The organism is Castellaniella defragrans (assembly GCF_014203015.1).
Classification (GTDB): domain Bacteria; phylum Pseudomonadota; class Gammaproteobacteria; order Burkholderiales; family Burkholderiaceae_B; genus Castellaniella; species Castellaniella defragrans.
The window spans coordinates 225298-242980 of record NZ_JACHIB010000003.1 but is presented as its reverse complement, the minus strand read 5'-3'; the positions used below and the strand labels follow the sequence as shown (position 1 = coordinate 242980).

Annotated in this window: 17 protein-coding genes; 1 reads left to right on the top strand and 16 read right to left on the bottom strand. The window is 70.2% G+C overall.

What is annotated here, in order from left to right:
* Positions 1-53: 53 nt before the first annotated feature.
* Positions 54-1598, top strand: a complete 1545-nt coding sequence (locus tag HNR28_RS03700; protein WP_043684225.1) for a UbiD family decarboxylase — start codon at positions 54-56, stop codon at positions 1596-1598.
* 128 nt (positions 1599-1726) lie between these two features.
* On the opposite strand, the gene HNR28_RS03695 is transcribed toward HNR28_RS03700, so the two are convergent.
* The 16 genes from HNR28_RS03695 to HNR28_RS03620 form a co-directional block, all read right to left on the bottom strand.
* Entirely contained in the window at positions 1727-2086 is a 360-nt protein-coding gene (locus HNR28_RS03695; RefSeq protein ID WP_043684226.1) for a hypothetical protein, read from the bottom strand.
* A gap of 49 nt (positions 2087-2135) precedes the next feature.
* On the bottom strand, positions 2136-2591 hold the full coding sequence (locus HNR28_RS03690; RefSeq protein WP_151025419.1) for a phage holin family protein: 456 nt from the start codon (positions 2589-2591) through the stop codon (positions 2136-2138).
* A gap of 5 nt (positions 2592-2596) precedes the next feature.
* Complete coding sequence (locus tag HNR28_RS03685) at positions 2597-2920, bottom strand: DUF883 family protein (RefSeq protein ID WP_043684228.1); 324 nt, start codon at positions 2918-2920, stop codon at positions 2597-2599.
* A gap of 122 nt (positions 2921-3042) precedes the next feature.
* Complete coding sequence (gene upp / locus HNR28_RS03680) at positions 3043-3681, bottom strand: uracil phosphoribosyltransferase (RefSeq protein WP_043684229.1); 639 nt, start codon at positions 3679-3681, stop codon at positions 3043-3045.
* Positions 3682-3780: 99 nt separating this feature from the next.
* On the bottom strand, positions 3781-5811 hold the full coding sequence (locus HNR28_RS18655; RefSeq protein ID WP_052355922.1) for a bacteriohemerythrin: 2031 nt from the start codon (positions 5809-5811) through the stop codon (positions 3781-3783).
* Positions 5812-5952: 141 nt separating this feature from the next.
* Complete coding sequence (locus HNR28_RS03670) at positions 5953-8058, bottom strand: 3-hydroxyacyl-CoA dehydrogenase NAD-binding domain-containing protein (protein WP_043684231.1); 2106 nt, start codon at positions 8056-8058, stop codon at positions 5953-5955.
* 8 nt (positions 8059-8066) lie between these two features.
* Positions 8067-8459, bottom strand: coding sequence for a RidA family protein (locus HNR28_RS03665; RefSeq protein ID WP_151025564.1), 393 nt, complete (start codon positions 8457-8459; stop codon positions 8067-8069).
* Between the two features lie 61 nt (positions 8460-8520).
* Positions 8521-8967, bottom strand: a complete 447-nt coding sequence (locus tag HNR28_RS03660) for an acyl-CoA thioesterase (RefSeq protein ID WP_151025565.1) — start codon at positions 8965-8967, stop codon at positions 8521-8523.
* Positions 8964-10139 (bottom strand): acyl-CoA dehydrogenase family protein, encoded by a 1176-nt coding sequence (locus HNR28_RS03655; protein WP_043684233.1) that lies wholly within the window; start codon positions 10137-10139, stop codon positions 8964-8966. The genes HNR28_RS03660 and HNR28_RS03655 overlap by 4 nt, the downstream gene beginning before the upstream one ends.
* Position 10140: 1 nt before the next feature.
* On the bottom strand, positions 10141-10995 hold the full coding sequence (locus tag HNR28_RS03650) for an enoyl-CoA hydratase family protein (RefSeq protein WP_043684234.1): 855 nt from the start codon (positions 10993-10995) through the stop codon (positions 10141-10143).
* A 43-nt stretch (positions 10996-11038) separates the two neighbouring features.
* The gene (locus HNR28_RS03645) at positions 11039-11809 is read right to left on the bottom strand and encodes an SDR family NAD(P)-dependent oxidoreductase (RefSeq protein ID WP_043684235.1); all 771 of its coding nucleotides are present in this window, start codon (positions 11807-11809) and stop codon (positions 11039-11041) included.
* Entirely contained in the window at positions 11810-14218 is a 2409-nt protein-coding gene (locus HNR28_RS03640) for a bifunctional salicylyl-CoA 5-hydroxylase/oxidoreductase (protein ID WP_084330718.1), read from the bottom strand.
* A gap of 170 nt (positions 14219-14388) precedes the next feature.
* The gene (locus HNR28_RS03635; protein WP_043687586.1) at positions 14389-14904 is read right to left on the bottom strand and encodes a flavin reductase; all 516 of its coding nucleotides are present in this window, start codon (positions 14902-14904) and stop codon (positions 14389-14391) included.
* Positions 14905-15057: 153 nt separating this feature from the next.
* Complete coding sequence (locus HNR28_RS03630) at positions 15058-15801, bottom strand: SDR family NAD(P)-dependent oxidoreductase (protein ID WP_198408322.1); 744 nt, start codon at positions 15799-15801, stop codon at positions 15058-15060.
* Positions 15802-15858: 57 nt separating this feature from the next.
* On the bottom strand, positions 15859-16215 hold the full coding sequence (locus HNR28_RS03625; protein WP_043684240.1) for a hypothetical protein: 357 nt from the start codon (positions 16213-16215) through the stop codon (positions 15859-15861).
* Between the two features lie 36 nt (positions 16216-16251).
* The gene (locus HNR28_RS03620) at positions 16252-17412 is read right to left on the bottom strand and encodes an acyl-CoA dehydrogenase family protein (protein ID WP_043684242.1); all 1161 of its coding nucleotides are present in this window, start codon (positions 17410-17412) and stop codon (positions 16252-16254) included.
* Positions 17413-17683 lie beyond the last annotated feature (271 nt).

The following is a 17683-nucleotide window of genomic DNA, read 5'->3' as shown; positions in this document are numbered from 1 at the left end:
GGGGAATGGTAATCTTGGGCACGACGCCACTGTAACCGATCGACGATACTGCCGTGAAATACCGCGACCTCCGGGACTTCATCGCCCAACTGGAACGCCAGGGCCAGCTCAAGCGCATCGCGCACCCCGTTTCCACCGCCCTGGAAATGACCGAAATCAGCGACCGGGTCCTGCGGGCCGGCGGCCCCGCCCTGCTGTTCGAGCATCCATTGCACGCCGGCCAGCCCTGCGGCACGCCGGTGCTGGCCAACCTGTTCGGCACGCCGCGGCGCGTCGCCTGGGGCATGGGCGCCGAGGACGTCTCCGCCCTGCGCGAGACCGGCGAACTGCTGGCCTCGCTGCGCGAGCCCGCGCCGCCCCAGGGCATGCGCGACGCCCTGTCGAAAGTCTCCATGCTGAAATCGGCCCTGTGGGACATGAATCCCCGGCAGATGCGCAGTCCGCCCTGCCAGGAAGTCGTCATCGAGGCCGGCGACGTGGACCTGAACACCCTGCCCCTGCAGAGCTGCTGGCCCGACGACGCCGCCCCGCTGCTGACCTGGGGCCTGGTCATCACGCGCGGCCCGCGCGCGCGCCGCCAGAACCTCGGCATCTACCGCCAGCAGCTGATCGGCCGCAACAAGCTCATCATGCGCTGGCTGTCGCATCGCGGCGGCGCGCTGGACTTCCGCGACCACGGCCTGGCCCATCCCGGCGAGCCCTTCCCCATCGCGGTGGCGCTGGGCGCCGATCCCGCCACCACCCTGGCCGCCGTCACCCCCATTCCCGACAGCCTGTCGGAATACCAGTTCGCCGGCCTGCTGCGCGGCTCGCGCACCGAACTCGCGCCCGCGCTGGGCAGCGGCCTGTCGGTGCCGGCCCACGCCGAAATCATCCTCGAAGGCCACATCCTGCCGGCCTCCGACGCGCGCGCGCGGCGCCCCGACGTGCCCGAGGGCGTCGCCCCGCCGCCGGACACCGGCTACGAGATGGCGCTGGAAGGCCCCTACGGCGACCACACCGGCTACTACAACGAGCAGGACTGGTTCCCCGTCTTCACGGTGGAGCGCATCACCCACCGGCGCAACCCCCTCTACCACAGCACCTACACCGGCAAGCCGCCCGACGAGCCCGCCGTCCTGGGCGTGGCCCTGAACGAGGTCTTCGTGCCCCTGCTCAAGCGCCAGTTCCCGGAAATCGTCGATTTCCACCTGCCGCCCGAAGGCTGCAGCTACCGCCTGGCCGTGGTGTCGATCCGCAAGCAGTACCCTGGCCACGCCAAGCGCATCCTGTTCGGCCTGTGGAGCGTGCTGCGCCAGTTCATGTACACCAAGTTCATCGTGGTGGTGGACGAGGACATCGATCCCCGCCAGTGGCCCGAGGTCATCTGGGCCATGACCACGCGCATGGACCCGGTGCGCGACACCCTGCTGGTGGACAACACCCCGATCGACTACCTGGACTTCGCCTCGCCCGTCTCGGGACTGGGCGGCAAGATGGGGCTGGACGCGACCAACAAGTGGCCGGGCGAGACCCAGCGCGAATGGGGCCGCCCGATCCGGATGACACCCGAGGTCAAGGCGCGCGTGGACGCGATGTGGGGGAAACTGGGGTTGTAGTGTGGCCCGGCCCGTCCCGGATTGCGGCACCTCCCCCATCTCGCGGCCTGCATCCCGCTCGGACTCGCCAGGCATAGGCCAGTCCGCGGGAACTGGCCTACGACCGGGCTCGTCCCGGCGGCAAAAGTTCAGGCGTCTGCGTCGCGGTGCCGGCGCTTGCCCAGCCAGACCAGGCCGGCGATCAGGGCGGTTTTCAGGGCGATGCCGCGGCGCTGGCGGTTGGACACCACCGAGGTCAGCACCGACAGCAGCACGGGATAGCGGCGCAGGATCTGGAGCCCGCCGCCCAGCCAGCCCAGCCCGGCGGCTCCCAGGCGGTCGCGCGCCTGGGCCACCAGGGATTCGGGCCGCAATTCGCCGGCCAGCCGGCAGGCGCTGCGGCGCACGGCCAGGCGTTCGTAGCCGGCGCGCATGCGCAGCAGCTCGATGCGCAGGCGGCGGTCCGCCGCGTCGGAGCGCGGGGTGAGGTCGTTCGACGGCACGCTCATGGGGATCCCCTCTGCGCCGCGCCCGAACGCGCGAAACGGCCCGGCGCGCTCATGGCACTTCTCCTGGAATCGGGTCTTCCCGCGCGGGCCGGGCGGGCGGGCCGCCCGCGGACCCGTCGCCGCGATCCGGGTGGCCCGGGATGCCGGCCAGCGCCCGGGCATCCTCGCGCAGCACCTCCGCCGTCACGGCGAAGGGGTCGGCATCGTGCTTCAGGCGATGGATCAGCCAGGCGGCCAGGCCCACGCCCAGGACCGCGTAGAGCAGCGCCAGCAGGCCCAGGGCCAGGAAGCGGTATTCGGTCGGCCAGAAAACCAGCGCCAGGGCCAGCGTGGCCACCAGCAGGGCCAGCAGCAGGAAGACCGCCGCCGCCAGCAGCACCGCCAGGCGGCACAGCAGGCGGTCGCCGATGTCGCGGGCCTCCAGCCCGAAGAGTTCGAGGCGCGTTCCGGCCAGGGCCGCCGCCTGGGCGGCCAGGTCGGAGAACGCGCGGCCGAGCGGTCCCATGGGGATCAGCGGCGCGACAGCAGCGCGCCCAGCAGCAGGCCGGCCACCCCGGCGATCCCGACGGCCTTCCAGGGATTGGACTGGACGTATTCGTCGGTGTCATGCACGACCTTGCGGCCTTGTTCCACCAGGCTGGCCTGGGTTTCGGACAGGGCTTCGCGGCCCTGGTCCAGCGCCTTCAATGCGCGGGCGCGCAGGTCGGCGGCTTTTTCCCCGGTGGCCTCGGCGGCTTCGCGCAGGAGGTTTTCGGCCTGGTCCAGGCTGGACTTCAGGTCTTCGATCAACGCGTCCCCTGCGGATTGCGTGGCGATTTGCTTGCGAGTGGCCATGAACGACTCCTGTGAAAGGGAATGATGAACCCTCATCCTACCCTACCCGGGAAAACCCGATGTATCAAAACATGATCCGGCTGATACGGATCAATATCGAGTCCGGCGGCCGGTCAGGGAAATCAATCCGTCTTCTGGCGCGTGCCGAAGATGCGGTCCCCGGCGTCGCCCAGGCCGGGAATGATGTAGCCGTGCTCGTTCAGGTGGTCGTCGATGGACGCGGTGTAGATGTGCACGTCCGGATGGGCGCGCTCGACGGCGGCGATGCCCTCGGGCGCGGCCACCAGCACCAGGGCCCGCACGGTGCGGGCGCCGGCCTGCTTGAGCATGTCGATGGTGGCCACCATGGAGCCGCCCGTGGCCAGCATGGGATCGACGATCAGCGCCAGGCGCTGGTCGAGCTGGCCGACGAGCTTTTCCAGGTAGGGCTGGGCCTGCAGGGTCTGCTCGTTGCGCGCGATGCCCACCGCGCTGACCTTGGCGCCCGGGATCAGCGTGAGCACGCCGTCCAGCATGCCGATGCCGGCGCGCAGGATGGGCACCACGGTGACCTTCTTGCCGGCCAGTTTCTCGACGTCGACCTCGCCCGCCCAGCCGGCGATGCGCGCGGGCTCCAGCGGCAGGTCCTGGGTGGCTTCGTAGGTCAGCAGGGCGCCGATTTCCTGGGCCATTTCGCGGAAATTCTTGGTGCTGAGGTCCGCCCGCCGCATCAGGCCCAGCTTGTGGCGGATCAGGGGGTGGCGGATTTCATGGATGGGCATGGCGGCTCGGTCGGCAGGGACGGGTTGGCATGCAGTGTAACTCGCCGGGCGGCCGTCCTCCATGTCCCGGCGGGCCGCCGCGCCGCGGCGGCCTGGCGTTTACCTGAGCGAGGCCTTCATCACCGGCGCATAGTCCTTGTCGGTCTTCATGATGTGGGTGCTGAGCCAGTTGCGCAGGAAATTGGACAGTTCGACCGACACCATGGAATGCCCCGCGCGATAGCTTTCGCGGAATTCCACGACTTTCTTGACCAGGGTATCGTGGATTTTCTTGTGCTGCTCGTAGCCCGTGTACCCGGCGTCCCGCATCATCTGCTCTTCGCGATGGAAGTGGTCCTGCGTATAGAAGATCAGCTCGTCCAGGATCTTGCCGGCCATTTCCTTGCTGTGGCCCTGCGACATGGATTCGTGCAGGGAATTGATCAGGGAGACCAGCTTCTGGTGGTCCTTGTCGATCACCCCGATGCCGACTTCCAGTTCCTGGGTCCAGGGATAGAAGGCCGCGCCGCCGGTCTTGGGGGCCTGCAGCAGCGTGCGCGAATACGACAAGGCGTCGTTGCCCTCGACCATTTCCGCATCCACGGGCCCCGACAGGTGGAACGCCGACGCCAGCTGCGACAGGGCATCGGCCTGCGCCTGCAGGCTGGCCGCCGCCGCGGCCGACTGCTCGACCAGGCTGGCGTTCTGCTGGGTGACGCTGTCCATCTGATTGATGGCGGACTGGATCTCCTCGATGCCGGTCGCCTGTTCGCGGCTGGCGGCGCTGATCTCGCCCATGATGTCGGTGACGCGGTTGATGCCCTCGACGATGCCCTGCATGGTGCTGCCGGCCCGCCCGGCCTGCTCGTTGCCCTTGGCGGCGGATTCCACCGAGGCGTCGATCAGGCCCTTGATTTCCTTGGCGGCGCCGGCCGAGCGCTGGGCGAGCGCGCGCACCTCGGCGGCGACCACGGCGAAGCCGCGGCCCTGTTCGCCGGCGCGGGCGGCCTCGACCGCGGCATTGAGCGCCAGGATGTTGGTCTGGAAGGCGATGGAGTCGATCACGCCGATGATGTCGGCCACCTGTTGCGACTTGGTGTTGATCTCGCCCATGGTGGAGACCAGTTCGGCGACGATGGCGCCGCCTTCGGTGGCCGTCCGGGCCGCGGTGCTGGCCAGGGTGTTGGCCTGCTGGGCGTTGTCGGCATTCTGGCGCACCGTGGCGGTGAGCTCTTCCATGGTGGCGGCGGTCTCGGCCAGCGAGCTGGCCTGCGTCTCGGTGCGCGAGGACAGTTCCAGGCTGCCCTCGGTGATCTGCCCGACCGCCCCGGCGATGGATCTGGATCCCAGCTGCATGTCGCCCACCAGCCGCGCCAGATTGGCCCGCATGCGCTTCATGGCATACAGCAGGCTGCTTTTATCCTGCCCCCGGACCTGGATGTCGACATCCAGATGCCCCTTGGAAATCCGCTCGGCCACCAGGGCGGCATGGCTGGGCTCGCCCCCCAGCTGGCGGGTCAGGCTGCGCGTGATCAGCCAGGCGAACGCCGGCATCAGGATCATGACCACCAGGGTCGCCAGGAGCAGGATCGGCAGGCTCGCCTGGCCATCCCGCACCGAAGCCAGGCTGACTTGCTGGACCTGATCGGCCTGGCGGTCGGCAAAGACGGAAATCTGTTCCACGTAGCGGTCCAGCAGCTGGGGGACGTCGGTCGCGTACAGCGCATTGGCCCGGATGATGTCGCCCTTGTCCTGCGCCTCGCGGGCCGTGTCGCGGGCCTTCAGGAAAGCCTGCCGGGCCGCCACGATGTTCTGGTACAGGGTCTCGTCCGCGGGATCGTGGATCAGGTCCCTGACCTGCCGCTCGACCTGGTTGATCCGCTCGCTGGTCTCGCCGATCAGGCCCTTCAGGGTTGCGATCTGGTCCCGGTCGGTCATGACCCCGACGGCGCGGTCGCGCTCGCGGTTCACCCGGGTCAGGCCCAGCCACTGCAGGCTCAGGGTGTGGACGCCCTGCCGGTATTGCAGTTCGGCATTGGTGTTTTCGGTGCTGACGATGCGCCAGACCCCGATGCCCGCGATCAGAACGACCAGGAACATGGCCAGGCTGAAACCCAGCAGCAATTTGGTGCCAATCTTCAGATTCCGCATATCCTCCCCCGAGTGAACCAGCCGGCCGGCCGATCCGGATCATCGAACGAATCCTGACCGTCTCCATGAAGAGTCGCCATCCTACGGCACTCTACCGTCCATGCGCATCTGGGAATACCCTTAACATCGCAGCGATCGCGGTCATTCGAGCCGGTTCAAACCGGCGAAACCGCGTCCCTGCTCGACCAGCCGCAGGAGCAGGGGCGACGGCCGCCAGAACAAGGGGTCGTCGGCGGCGTACGCGCGGATGTCGGCCAGGATCGCCGCCAGCCCCACGGCATCGGCATGATGCATCGGCCCGCCCAGGTGGCGCGGGAAGCCGTAGCCGTGCAGCAGCGCGACGTCGACGTCCAGCGGACGCAGGGCGATCCCTTCGTCCACGATGCGGGCGCCCTCGTTCGCCATGGCCGCGAGGATGCGGCGCACGATCTCCTGCGCGCCGAAGGCGCGCGGGACCACGCCGGCGCGGGCGCGTTCGGCCTCGACGATGGCCAGCACCTCGGGATCCTCGGTGCCGGCGCGCCCGCCCGGCGCATAGCGATACCAGCCGCGGCCCGTCTTGCGGCCGAACCAGCCGCGCTCGCACAGGCGGTCGGCGACCTGGACGTAGCGCGCGCGGGGGTCCCGCGTCGCCGCCTGGCGCTTGCGCATGGCCCAGTTGATGTCGCCGCCCGCCAGGTCGTAGACCTGGAACGGCCCCATGGGAAAGCCCAGGTCGCACACGGCCGCGTCGATGGCATAGGGCGAGGCCCCGTCCTCCATCATGACGTTGGCCGCATGGCGGTAGGCGGCGAGCATGCGGTTGCCGATGAAGCCGTCGCAGATCCCGGCCCGCACCGGGATCTTGCCCAGCCGCTTCGCCAGGGCGAAGGCGCTCGCCACCACGTCGGCGGCGGCCTTCGCGGGCACGACGATCTCCAGCAGCTTCATCACGTGGGCGGGCGAGAAGAAGTGCAGGCCGATGACGTCCGCCGGCCGCGAGGTGGCGGCGGCGATGAGGTCCACGTCCAGGTAGGACGTATTGGTCGCCAGGATGGCGCCCGGCCGGCAGACGCGGTCCAGTTCCGCGAAGACGGCCTGCTTGACCGCCATGTCCTCGAACGCGGCCTCGATCACCAGATCGGCGTCCCGCAGCGAGGCGTAATCGTGCGCGCTGCCGAACCGCGCCAGCGCGGCGTCGCGCTCCGCGGCCGTCAGGCGCCCGCCGGCGACCAGGCCGTCCAGGATCGCCTCGACGTGGGCCCGGCCCCGGGCGGCCCCGGCGGCGTCGCGCTCGACCATGTCCACCCGGCAGCCGGCCCGCAGGGCCGCCACGGCGATGCCCGCGCCCATGGTGCCGCCCCCCACCACCCCGATCGCCTGGACGGCGCGCGGCGCGGCGGCGGCCGCCTCGGGCACCTTGGCCGTCTCGCGCTCGGCGAAGAAGGCATGGATCAGCCCGGCGCGCTGCGGGCTTGCCATGCACTCCAGGAACAGGCGGCGCTCCAGCGCCAGCCCCTCGTCGAACGGCCGCTCCAGGGCGGCCTCGACGGCATCGACGATGCGATGCGGCGACAGCAGGTGGGGCGCCTTGCGCGCCTGCGCGGCCCGCGCCGCGTCGATGGCCGCGCGGGCGGCCGCGCGATCCTCCAGGCCGGCGGCATCGCGGCTGCGCCGCGGCGCCGCGCCCCGGTCGAGCAGTTCCCGGACGAAGGCCAGCGCTTCGGCCTCCAGGTCCGCGCCGGGCAGCAGGCGGTCCACCAGCTTCGCGGCATGGGCCTGGGCGGCCGTCAGCGGCTGGCCGCCCAGCATCAGCTCCAGCGCGTCGCGGGCGCCCACCAGCCGCGGCAGGCGCTGCGTGCCGCCGGCGCCGGGCAGCAGTCCGAGGCGCACCTCCGGCAGGCCCAGTTTCGCGTCGGGCGCCGCCGCCCGGTAATGCGCCGCCAGCGCGACCTCCAGCCCGCCGCCGAGGGCGGAGCCGTGCAGCGCGGCCACCACCGGCTTGCCGCAGGCCTCGATGCGGGTGCAGACCCGGCTCAGGGAGGGTTCCCGCGGCGCCTGGCCGAACTCGCGGATGTCGGCGCCGGCGATGAAATGGCGGCCGGCGCCCATGATCAGGACGGCGGCGACCTGCGCATCCCGCTCGGCCTCGTCGATGGCTGCCTCCAGCCCCTGGCGCACCGCGGCGGCGAGGGCATTGACGGGCGGATGATCCACGACCACCCGCAGCACGGCGCCGATGCGCCGCCACGAAACCGGCTCGGACATGGCTGCCCTCAATCCGGCACCACGGCCGTGACTTCGATCTCGACCTTGGCGCGGTCCTCGATCAGCGCGGCCACCTCGATGGCGGTCATCGCGGCGTTGAAGCTGCCGATGAGCTCGCGGAACGCCCTGCCGATCTCCGGGTAGGCCGCGACGTATTCTTTCTTGTCGGTCACGTACCAGGTCATGCGCACGATGTGTTCGGGCCGGGCGCCGCCTTCCTGCAGCACCTCGACGATGTTCTGCAGCGCCTGGCGCACCTGGCCGGCCATGTCGTCCGTGTGGAAGCGGCCGTGCGCATCCCAGCCGATCATGCCCGCCACGAACACCATGCGGCCGCGCACGGCCACCCCATTGGAATATCCCTTGGGCCGCGGCCAGCCGGGGGGGAGCAGGATCTGCATGGGAAAACTCCTTGTCAGCAACGAAACAACGAAACGAAAGCCCAACGAAACGAAAGCCGCGCTACGCCGCCGGGGCGCCCGCCGCCAGGGCGGCGCGGACGTCCTCGGGCAAGGCGATGGCGCGATGGGTCTCCAGGTCCGTGAACACCAGGACCTGGCGCGAGGCGACCCGCAGCACCCCGTCTCCGCTGGCTTCCAGCGCCAGCGTCAGCGACTTGCCTCCGACCCGCTCGACGGCCAGGGCAAAGCGCAGCGTCTCGCCCATCCGGCCGATGGCGCGGAAATCGCATTCCAGGCGGACGATGGGCAGGCCGATGCGGCGCGGCCCCAGCAGATGCGCGTAGGAAATGCCCAGGCCTTCGTTGAACCAGTCCTCGACCAGCTGGTTGAACAGCACCAGGTACTGCGGGAAGAACACGATGCCGGCCGGATCGCAGTGCGAGAAGCGGATCGGGTAGTCGCGCGCGAAGCACGCGGCGCGGGAGGAAGCGGCGGGCGCGGCGTTCATGCGCGGGCATCCGCGGGGCGCAGCAGTTCGCGCGCGATGATGAGCTGCTGCACCTCGGTGGCGCCCTCGTAGATGCGCAGCGCGCGGATCTCGCGGTACAGCCGTTCCACCGGCTGCCCGCTGACCACGCCCTGGCCGCCGAACATCTGCACCGCGGCGTCGATCACCTGCTGGGCGTTCTCCGTCGCCGTCATCTTCGCCATCGCCGCCTCGCGCGTCACCCGCCCGCCCCGGTCGCGCTGCCACGCCGCCCGGTAGGTCAGCAGGGCGGCGCTGTCGATCGCCGTGGCCATCTGCGCCAGCTTCGACTGCGTCAGCTGGAAGTCGGCCAGCACGCCGCCGAACATCTGCCGCGACGTGGCCCGCGCGAGCGCCTCGTCCAGCGCGCGGCGGGCGAACCCCAGCGCCGCCGCCGCCACCGAGGTGCGGAACACGTCCAGCGTGCGCATCGCCACCTTGAAGCCCTCGCCCGCCGCACCCAGGCGCCGGGACGCGGGGATGCGGCAGGCGTCGAAGCGCAGCCGCGCCAGGGGGTGCGGCGCGATCACGTCGATGCGCTCGGCGATCTCGAAGCCCGGCGCATCCGCATCGACGATGAAGGCGGTGATGCCGCGCGCGCCCGGCGCCTCGCCCGTGCGGGCGAAGACGACGTAGAAATCGGCGATGCCGCCGTTGGAGATCCAGGTCTTCTCGCCGTCGAGGACGTAGTGGTCGCCCTCGGCACGCGCGGCGCAGGCCATCGCCGCCACGTCCGAGCCCGCGTCCGGCTCGGACAGGGCGAAGGCGGCGATCGCCTCGCCCGCGGCCACCGGCGCGAGGTAGCGCGCGCGCTGCTCGGGCGTGCCGTGCAGCGAGATCGCGCCCGATCCCAGGCCCTGCATGGCGAAGGCGAAATCCGCCAGGCCCGAATGCCGGGCCAGCGTCTCGCGGATCAGGCAGACGGCCCGGGTATCGATGACTTCGCCCGCGCCGCCGTGGGCCGCGCCCGCGACGGCATGGCGCAGCCAGCCGCCACGCCCCAGCGCGCGCACCAGCGCGCGGCAGTCGTCATCCACGTCCGGCCCATGCCCGCCGGCCTGGACGTGCGCGCCCGCCCAGGCGTCGAGCGCCAGGGCCAGCTCGCGGTGGCGCGGCTCGAAGAAGGGCCACTCCAGGTAGGACAGGTCGGCCATCTCAGTTCCCCTCGAAGACCGGCTGCCGCCTGGCCACGAAGGCCTCGTAGGCGCGCGTGAAATCCTGGGTCAGCATGCACAGCGCCTGGGCCTGGGCCTCGGCCTCGATCGCCTGCTCGATGGTCATGGCCCATTCCTGGTGCAGCATGGTCTTGGTGATCCCGTTGGCGAAGCTGGGGCCCTGGGTGAGCTGCGCCGCCAGCGCCTGCGCGTCGGCCAGCAGGGCCTCGGGCTCGCACAGGCGGTTGAAGAACCCCCAGCGCTCGCCTTCCTCGCCGCCCAGGCTGCGGCCGGTGTAGAGCAGCTCGCTCGCGCGGCCCTGGCCCACGATGCGCGGCAGGATGGCGCAGGCGCCCATGTCGCAGCCGGCCAGGCCGACGCGGTTGAACAGGAAAGCCGTCTTGCTGCGCGCGGTGCCCAGGCGCAGGTCCGAGGCCATGGCGACGATGGCGCCCGCCCCGGCGCACACGCCGTCCACCGCCGCGACGATGGGCTGCGGGCAGGCGCGCATGGTCTTGACCAGCTCGCCCGTCATGCGGGTGAACATCAGCAGTTCCGGCGCCTTGAGCCGCACCAGCGGGCCGATGATGTCGTGCACGTCGCCACCCGAGCTGAAGTTGCCGCCGGCGCCGGCGACCACCACGGCCTTCACGTCGTCGGCCCATTTCAGGCGGTGGAACAGGTCCCGCAGCTCGGCGTAGCTGTCGAAGGTCAGCGGATTCTTGCGTTCGGGGCGGTTCAGCGTGATCGTCGCCACGCCCTGCTCCACCGTCCACAGGAAGTGGGTCGCTTGGTAGCCGGCCATGGGGCGGCGATTGCCGGCCAGCAGCCGGGGATCGGTATGGTCGTCACTCATCGGGGATTCTCCTCGTCGTTGCGCGCGGGGACGCGCCATCGGGCTACATGACCTCGCCGCCGCAGACGGGAAGCGACAGTCCGGTGACCGCGCCGGCCCCCTCGCCGCACAGCCACGCCACGGCATCGGCCACTTCCTCGGGCGCCACCAGGCGGCCCTGCGGATTGGTCTTGACGAACTCGGCGCGCACGTCCTGCGGATCGCGGCCGGTCTTCGCCACCACGCGCGCGATGCCCTCGCGCACGATGTCGGTATCGGTGTAGCCGGGGCAGACCGCATTCACGGTGACGCCCCGGGCCGCCAGTTCCAGGGCGAGCGCGCGCGTCAGGCCGATCACGCCGTGCTTGGCGGCGCAATAGGCCGACACGTAGGCGTAGCCCGCCAGCCCGGCCGTGCTCGCCACGTTGACGATGCGGCCCCAGCCGGCTTCCAGCATGCCGGGCAGGACGGCCTGCGTGCAGATCATCACCCCGGTCAGGTTCACCGCCAGCATGCGCTGCCACAGCTCGGCGCCGGTCTTCAGGAAGGGCGCGCTTTCCGCCTGGCCGGCGTTGTTCACCAGCGCCTGCACCGGGCCGAAGCGCGCCTGGGCGTCGGCCAGCGCGCGGGCGACCTGCTGCGCGTCGGCCACGTCGGCGGTCACGGCGTGCAGGCGCCCGGGATCGCGCGCCGCCAGGGCACGGACCGGTTCGGGGCTGCGCCCCAGCACCGTCACGCGCCAGCCGTCGGCCGCCAGCCGCAGGGCGACGGCCGCCCCGATGCCGCGGCCGCCGCCGGTGACCAGGACATGGCGCCCGAGCGTCTCCGCGCTCATTCAGACGCTCCCCGCCGCGACGGCCGGCTCGTGCAGGGCGCCCCCCGCCGGAGCGGCCGGCTGGTGGATGGCGCTCGCCGCCACGGCGGCCGCCTGCGCGGCCTTTTCCCGCGCGAAATTGCTTTCCATCTGCTGCTTGGCCGTGCGGTACTGCCGGGGCCATTGGACGCCGATGTAGCCGATCTTGGCGGCCTCGGTCAGGGTCCAGGCCGGATTGGCCAGGTGCGGGCGCGCCACCGCGCACAGGTCCGCGCGGCCGGCGGCCAGGATGCTGTTGACGTGGTCGGCCTCGCTGATCGCGCCCACCGCGATCGTGGGAATGCCCGCCTCCTGGCGGATCCGGTCGGCGAAGGGCGTCTGGAACATGCGCCCGTAGACCGGCTTTTCCCGCTTGCTCACCTGCCCCGAGGACACGTCGATCATGTCCGCGCCGGCCGCCTTGAAGGCGCGGGCGACTTCCACCGCGTCGGCGGGCGTGATGCCGCCCTCGACCCAGTCGTGCGCGGAGATGCGCACCGACATCGGCTTGTGCTGCGGCCAGACCGCGCGCACCGCCTCGAACACCTCCAGCGGATAGCGCAGCCGGTTGGCGAGCGGACCGCCGTACTCGTCCGTGCGCTGATTGGTCAGCGGCGAGATGAAGGACGACAGCAGGTAGCCGTGGGCGCAGTGCAGCTCCAGCCAGTCGGCGCCCGCCTCGTCGGCGGCGCGCGCCGAGGCCACGAACTGCGCCTTGACCGCGTCCATGTCCTCCCGCGTCATGGCCCGCGAGACCTGGCTCACGCCTTCCAGGTACTGCTGCGGCGAGGCCGAGATCAGGGGCCAGTTGCCCTCCGGCAGCGGCTGGTCGATGCCGTCCCAGGCCCGGCGCGTGGACGCCTTGGCGCCGGCGTGGCCGATCTGGATGCCGAACCTGGCGTCGGTGTGTTCGTGGATCCAGTCGGCGATGCGCTTGAACCCCGCCGTGTGCTCGGGCTTGTACAGCCCGGGGCAGCCGGGGGTGATGCGGCCTTCGGCGCTCACGCAGGTCATCTCGGCGAACACCAGGCCGGCGCCGCCCTGCGCGCGCGCGCCCAGGTGCACCAGGTGATAGTCGCCCACCGTGCCGTCCACCGCCGAGTACTGGGCCATGGGCGAGACCACGACGCGGTTCTTGAGCGTCAGGCCGCGCACCGTCCAGGGGGTGAACATGGGCGGCGTGGCGCGGCCGGCCGGCGCGGGCGCGCGGGCGCGCTCGGCGAACCAGCGCTCGTAGCCCTCCAGCCATTCCTTGTCGCGCAGACGCAGGTTTTCATGGCTGATGCGCTGGCTGCGCGTCAGCATGGAATACATGAGCTGCTCGGGCTCGAACTGGTCGCAATAGCGCTCGCCGCAGACCTCGAACCATTCCATCGCGTTCCAGGCCGCGTTCTGCAGGCGCAGGGTCTCGATGCGGCGCGCTTCCTGGTAGGCGGCCAGCACCTCGGGAATGTGCGCCGCGTCGTCGCCCAGCAGCTGGAACTGGCGCGTGAGCTCGATGGCGTCCTCGATCGCCAGCTTGGTGCCCGAGCCGATGGCGAAGTGCGCCGTGTGCACCGCGTCGCCCATCAGCACGACGTGGCTGCCGTGCGCGTTCTTCAGCCACCACTGTCCGCACACCACGCGCTGGAAGTTCAGCCACGCGGCCCCGCGCAGGTGGCGCGCGTTGGTCATCAGCTTCGCGCCTTCCAGGTTGCCCTCGTCGAACAGTTTTTCGCAGAAGGCGATCGACTGCTGCTGGTCGGCCTTGTCCAGGCCGTGCGCCAGCCAGACGTGCTCGGGGCACTCGACGATGAAGGTGGTGGTCTTCTCGTCGAACTTGTAGATGTGCGCCTGGAACCAGCCGTGCTCGGTCTTGCGGAAGTCGAAGGTGAAGGCGTCGTAGAGCTTGTTCGTGCCCAGCCAGATGTAGCGGTTCGGCCGCGTGACGATGTCCGGCTGGAAGGTGTCGGCGTACTTGCCCCGGATCTTGGAGAAGATGCCGTCGCTGGCGATGATCAGGTCCGCGTCCGGATAGTCCTCGTCGGAGTCCACCTCGGTCTCGAAGACCAGCTCCACGCCCAGTTGCTCGCAGCGCGCCTGCAGGATGTTCAGCAGCTTCTTGCGGCCGATGCCCACGAAGCCGTGGCCGCCCGAGCGGATGGTGCGGCCCTTGAAGCGCAGTTCGATGTCGTCCCAGTGGTTGAAGGCCTCCTGGATCTCGTCGGCCGTCTCGCGGTCCCACTGCCGCATGTTGTCCATGGTGGCGTCGGAGAACACCACCCCCCAGCCGAACGTGTCGTAGGGCCGGTTGCGCTCGACCACGACGATCTCGTGCCGCGCGTCCAGCTTCTTCATGAGCAGGGCCAGATACAGACCAGCCGGCCCGCCACCGATGCAAACGATCTTCATCTCATGTCTCCTGGTATCTCGGGTTTAATTTATTTGTATTTAATTTACTTGTAAAGTAAATACCTGTCAATCGTCCTGCCGATCGTCCTGCCGATCCGGAACCCGGCCGGCGCACGGGGCCGCACCGCGCGGCGGACCGCGCCTCGAGCGCGCCTCGGTCGGGCCGCGCATCAATTCTTCCTGGCCGGCGGGACCGGCGGCTCGCCGAAGCCCACCGGATGGTAGTCGCGGTTGAAATACACCAGCCCGCCCTGCGCCTCGCCGCGCCGGATGTCCTGCACCTCGCAGAGGAAGATGCTGTGCGAGCCGACCACGCTGGTGTTCTTGATGCGGCAGTCGAAGCTGACCACGGCGCCGTCGATCAGCGGGCTGCCGGTGGCGAGCCGGCTCCACTGGACGCGGGCGAAGCGGTCCTCCATCTGGACGTTGCGGTCCGCGAACAGCGCCGGCGCTTCCTTGTTCGCCGCGCCCAGCACGTTGACGCACAGCACGTTGTTGCCCTCGAAGAACCGGTGCGCGAAGGACGAGCGGTTCATGCAGACCAGCAGCGTGGGCGGCTGGTCCGTGACGCTGCACACCGCGGTCGCGGTGAAGCCGGCCAGGCCGCTGGGGCCGTCGGTGGTGATGATGTTGACCGCGCCGGCCAGCAGGGCCATCGCGTTGCGGAATGCGTCTGCATCTGCCATGGTGCTCTCCTGATCGTCCATCTCGCACGTCCAGCGCCAGGCGATCGGCTCTGGCGTGGGTGCCGCAATCCGAAATTCGTTCACGTTCATGATCCGCTCCTTCGGGGATTCGATTGCGCGGGCCGCCCCGCATCCGTCCGCGCCGCGCGGCGGCTAGCGCATGAAAAGTCCGCCATTGACGTCCCAGTTGGCGCCGTTGACGAAGCCGGCGTCCTCCGAGGCGAGCCGCACCACCAGGTCGGCGACGAACTGGGGGTCGCCCAGGCGCCGCACGGGGATGCCCTGCACGATCTGCTCCAGCTTCTCCGGCGGGACGAGCGCATGCACCGAGGGCAGGTCCATCGGGCCGGGCGAGATGGCGTTGGCCGTGACGCCGCGCGGGCCCAGCTCGCGCGCGAAGATCTTGGTGAGCGTGATGATCGCGCCTTTCGAGCAGGCATAGTGCGCGCCGGTGGCCGTGCCGCCGTTCTGGCCGGCCAGCGAGCCCATGTTGATCAGCCGCCCGTAGCCGGCCTCGGCCATGTGGGCGCCCATGACCTGGCAGCCGAACAGCGTGCCGCGCAGGTTGGTGGCCAGCACCGCGTCGAATTCCTCGGGGCCGATCTCCATCACGGGCGTGGCCTTGGTCATGGCGGCGTTGTTGACCAGGACCTGCAGACCGCCCCAGCGCTGCAGGACGGCGGCCAGCGCCGCCTCGAAGTCTTCCTTGCGCGTCACGTCCAGGCGCAGGGGCAGCACGCCTTCGCCGCGGGCGTCGATCTGCGCCGCCGCCCGCTGCGCCATATCCAGCCGGTGGTCCGTGACGGCCACCTGGAATCCCGCCGAGTGCAGGCGCCCGGCGATGGCGAGCCCCAGGCCCTGGCCGGCGCCGGTCACGAGTGCGATCCGATCCATGATGTCTCTCCTGAGAGGGCCGGGTCCCGGCGCCCGCCGCGGGGGGCGCCGGGGCCGGCGTCAATCGATGACCAGCTCGCGCCCGACGCGGGCTTCGACGCGCATGTACTTCCACAGCTTGTACGTGCCGTCGCCCACCGGAGTGGCGCGGAACAGGTTGCAGGCCTCGACCACGGTCTCGAAGTCGGGTACGTCGGCCAGCACGTAGGTGGTCCAGGGAAACTGGACCGACGGGCCGACCATGATCCGGTCGTCGTCCAGATTGCCCAGCACGCGCACGCCGGGCAGGTCCCGGATGCCGCGCATCATGGCCAGGAAGGCCACCCAGACATCCTTCATGTCTGCGGCGGTGCCGTCCATGAAATTCTGATTGACGCCGATGCAGAACAGCACGCGCAGGGGTTTCTTGTCTTCCATGTCATCCTCCTGGTATGGAATCGGGACGGGCCACGCTCAAAGATAGCCCGGCAGGGGCGCCAGGCCGAAGCGCATGGCACCCGCGTTCTGGTAGGTGATGTCGCCCATGAAGGCGTGCTGGGTCACCATCTGGGCGTCGCGCACCTGCTGGGCCAGCGGGCTGGCCTCGTAGACGCCGGTCATGCCGCTGAGCATCTGGGCGCGGCGGGCCACGTCGGCCCCGACCCGCGCGGCATGCGTGGCCGACAGGCGCAGCATGCTGACCAGGTGGTCCTCGGGCCTGCCGCCGGCCACCAGCACCCGCCAGATGTCGTCGATGGCCTCGTAGAACCAGCTGCGCGCCGCGCGCAGCTCGGCCTCGATCCGGGCGACCTCCAGCTGCACGTAGACGCGCTCGCCCAGGTTGGGCGCCCCGGTGACGGACTTGCGGCCGCCGGCCATCTGCAGGACTTCGTCGATCGCCGCGCGGCCGATGCCCAGCGCGACCACGGCCAGGACCTGCGCCGCGAAGGCCAGCGCCGGATAGCGGTACAGCGGCGTGTCCAGGGACGAGGCGCCGCCCCGCACGAAAGTCCAGTCCTGCGCCACCACGACGCCGTCGGCCACGAGATCGTTGCTGCCGGTGGCCTTCAGGCCCATGACGTCCCAGTTCTGCTCGATGCGGATCTGGTCGCGGCGCATGACGGCCATGCGCGGCAGCGCGGCCCCGCCTTCGGCGGGCGGGATGATGCCCACGCCGACCACGTCCGCCCCCATGCTGCCGCTGGAGAAATGCCAGCGCCCGGAGACCTTGTACCCGCCCTCGACGGCCTGGACCGGCTGCGGCGGGAAGATCCCGCCGGCGAAGACCTGGTCCACGCCGCCCTCGGCGTACAGCCGCTCCAGCGTGGGGACCGGCAGGGCCGACAGGTAGATCGGGCCGATGGCGAAGCTGGCGACCCAGCCCGTCGAGCCGTCCGCCTGGGAAATCCGCTCGATCAGGCGGCAGAACTCGGCGGGCGAGCATTCGTCTCCGCCGAAGCGCCGCGCAACCAGCGAACGGTAGACGCCCATGGCCTTGAACCGGTCGATGATGTCCTGCGGCACGTAGCCCAGGGCCTCGAATTCCCGCCGGCGCTCATGGACGTCGCGCAGGAGCTGGTCCAGCTCGGCGCCGTGCGCGCGCACGCCCGCGGGCAGGGAAAGAATGTCGCTCATCGTCTTGTCTCCATCTGTCGGTGGCGGTTTCGCAGGGCGGCCCGGCGGGCCGGACCGCGCATCGCACCGCGGATGCGCCCTGCGAAATTACTTCCGATTTCAATTGATTTTTGAATTAAATGTCCGGAAAAACGACCCCGGAAAGTGCTTGCGTACGTGCCGGGGCGGTGCTGCTCCTTGCCGCTTGTTTCTACTGCTCTAAATCAATCCAAAATCATATATTTAGTTATGATGCTATTGAATGCGACGGAACGCATCAATAGGGACTATC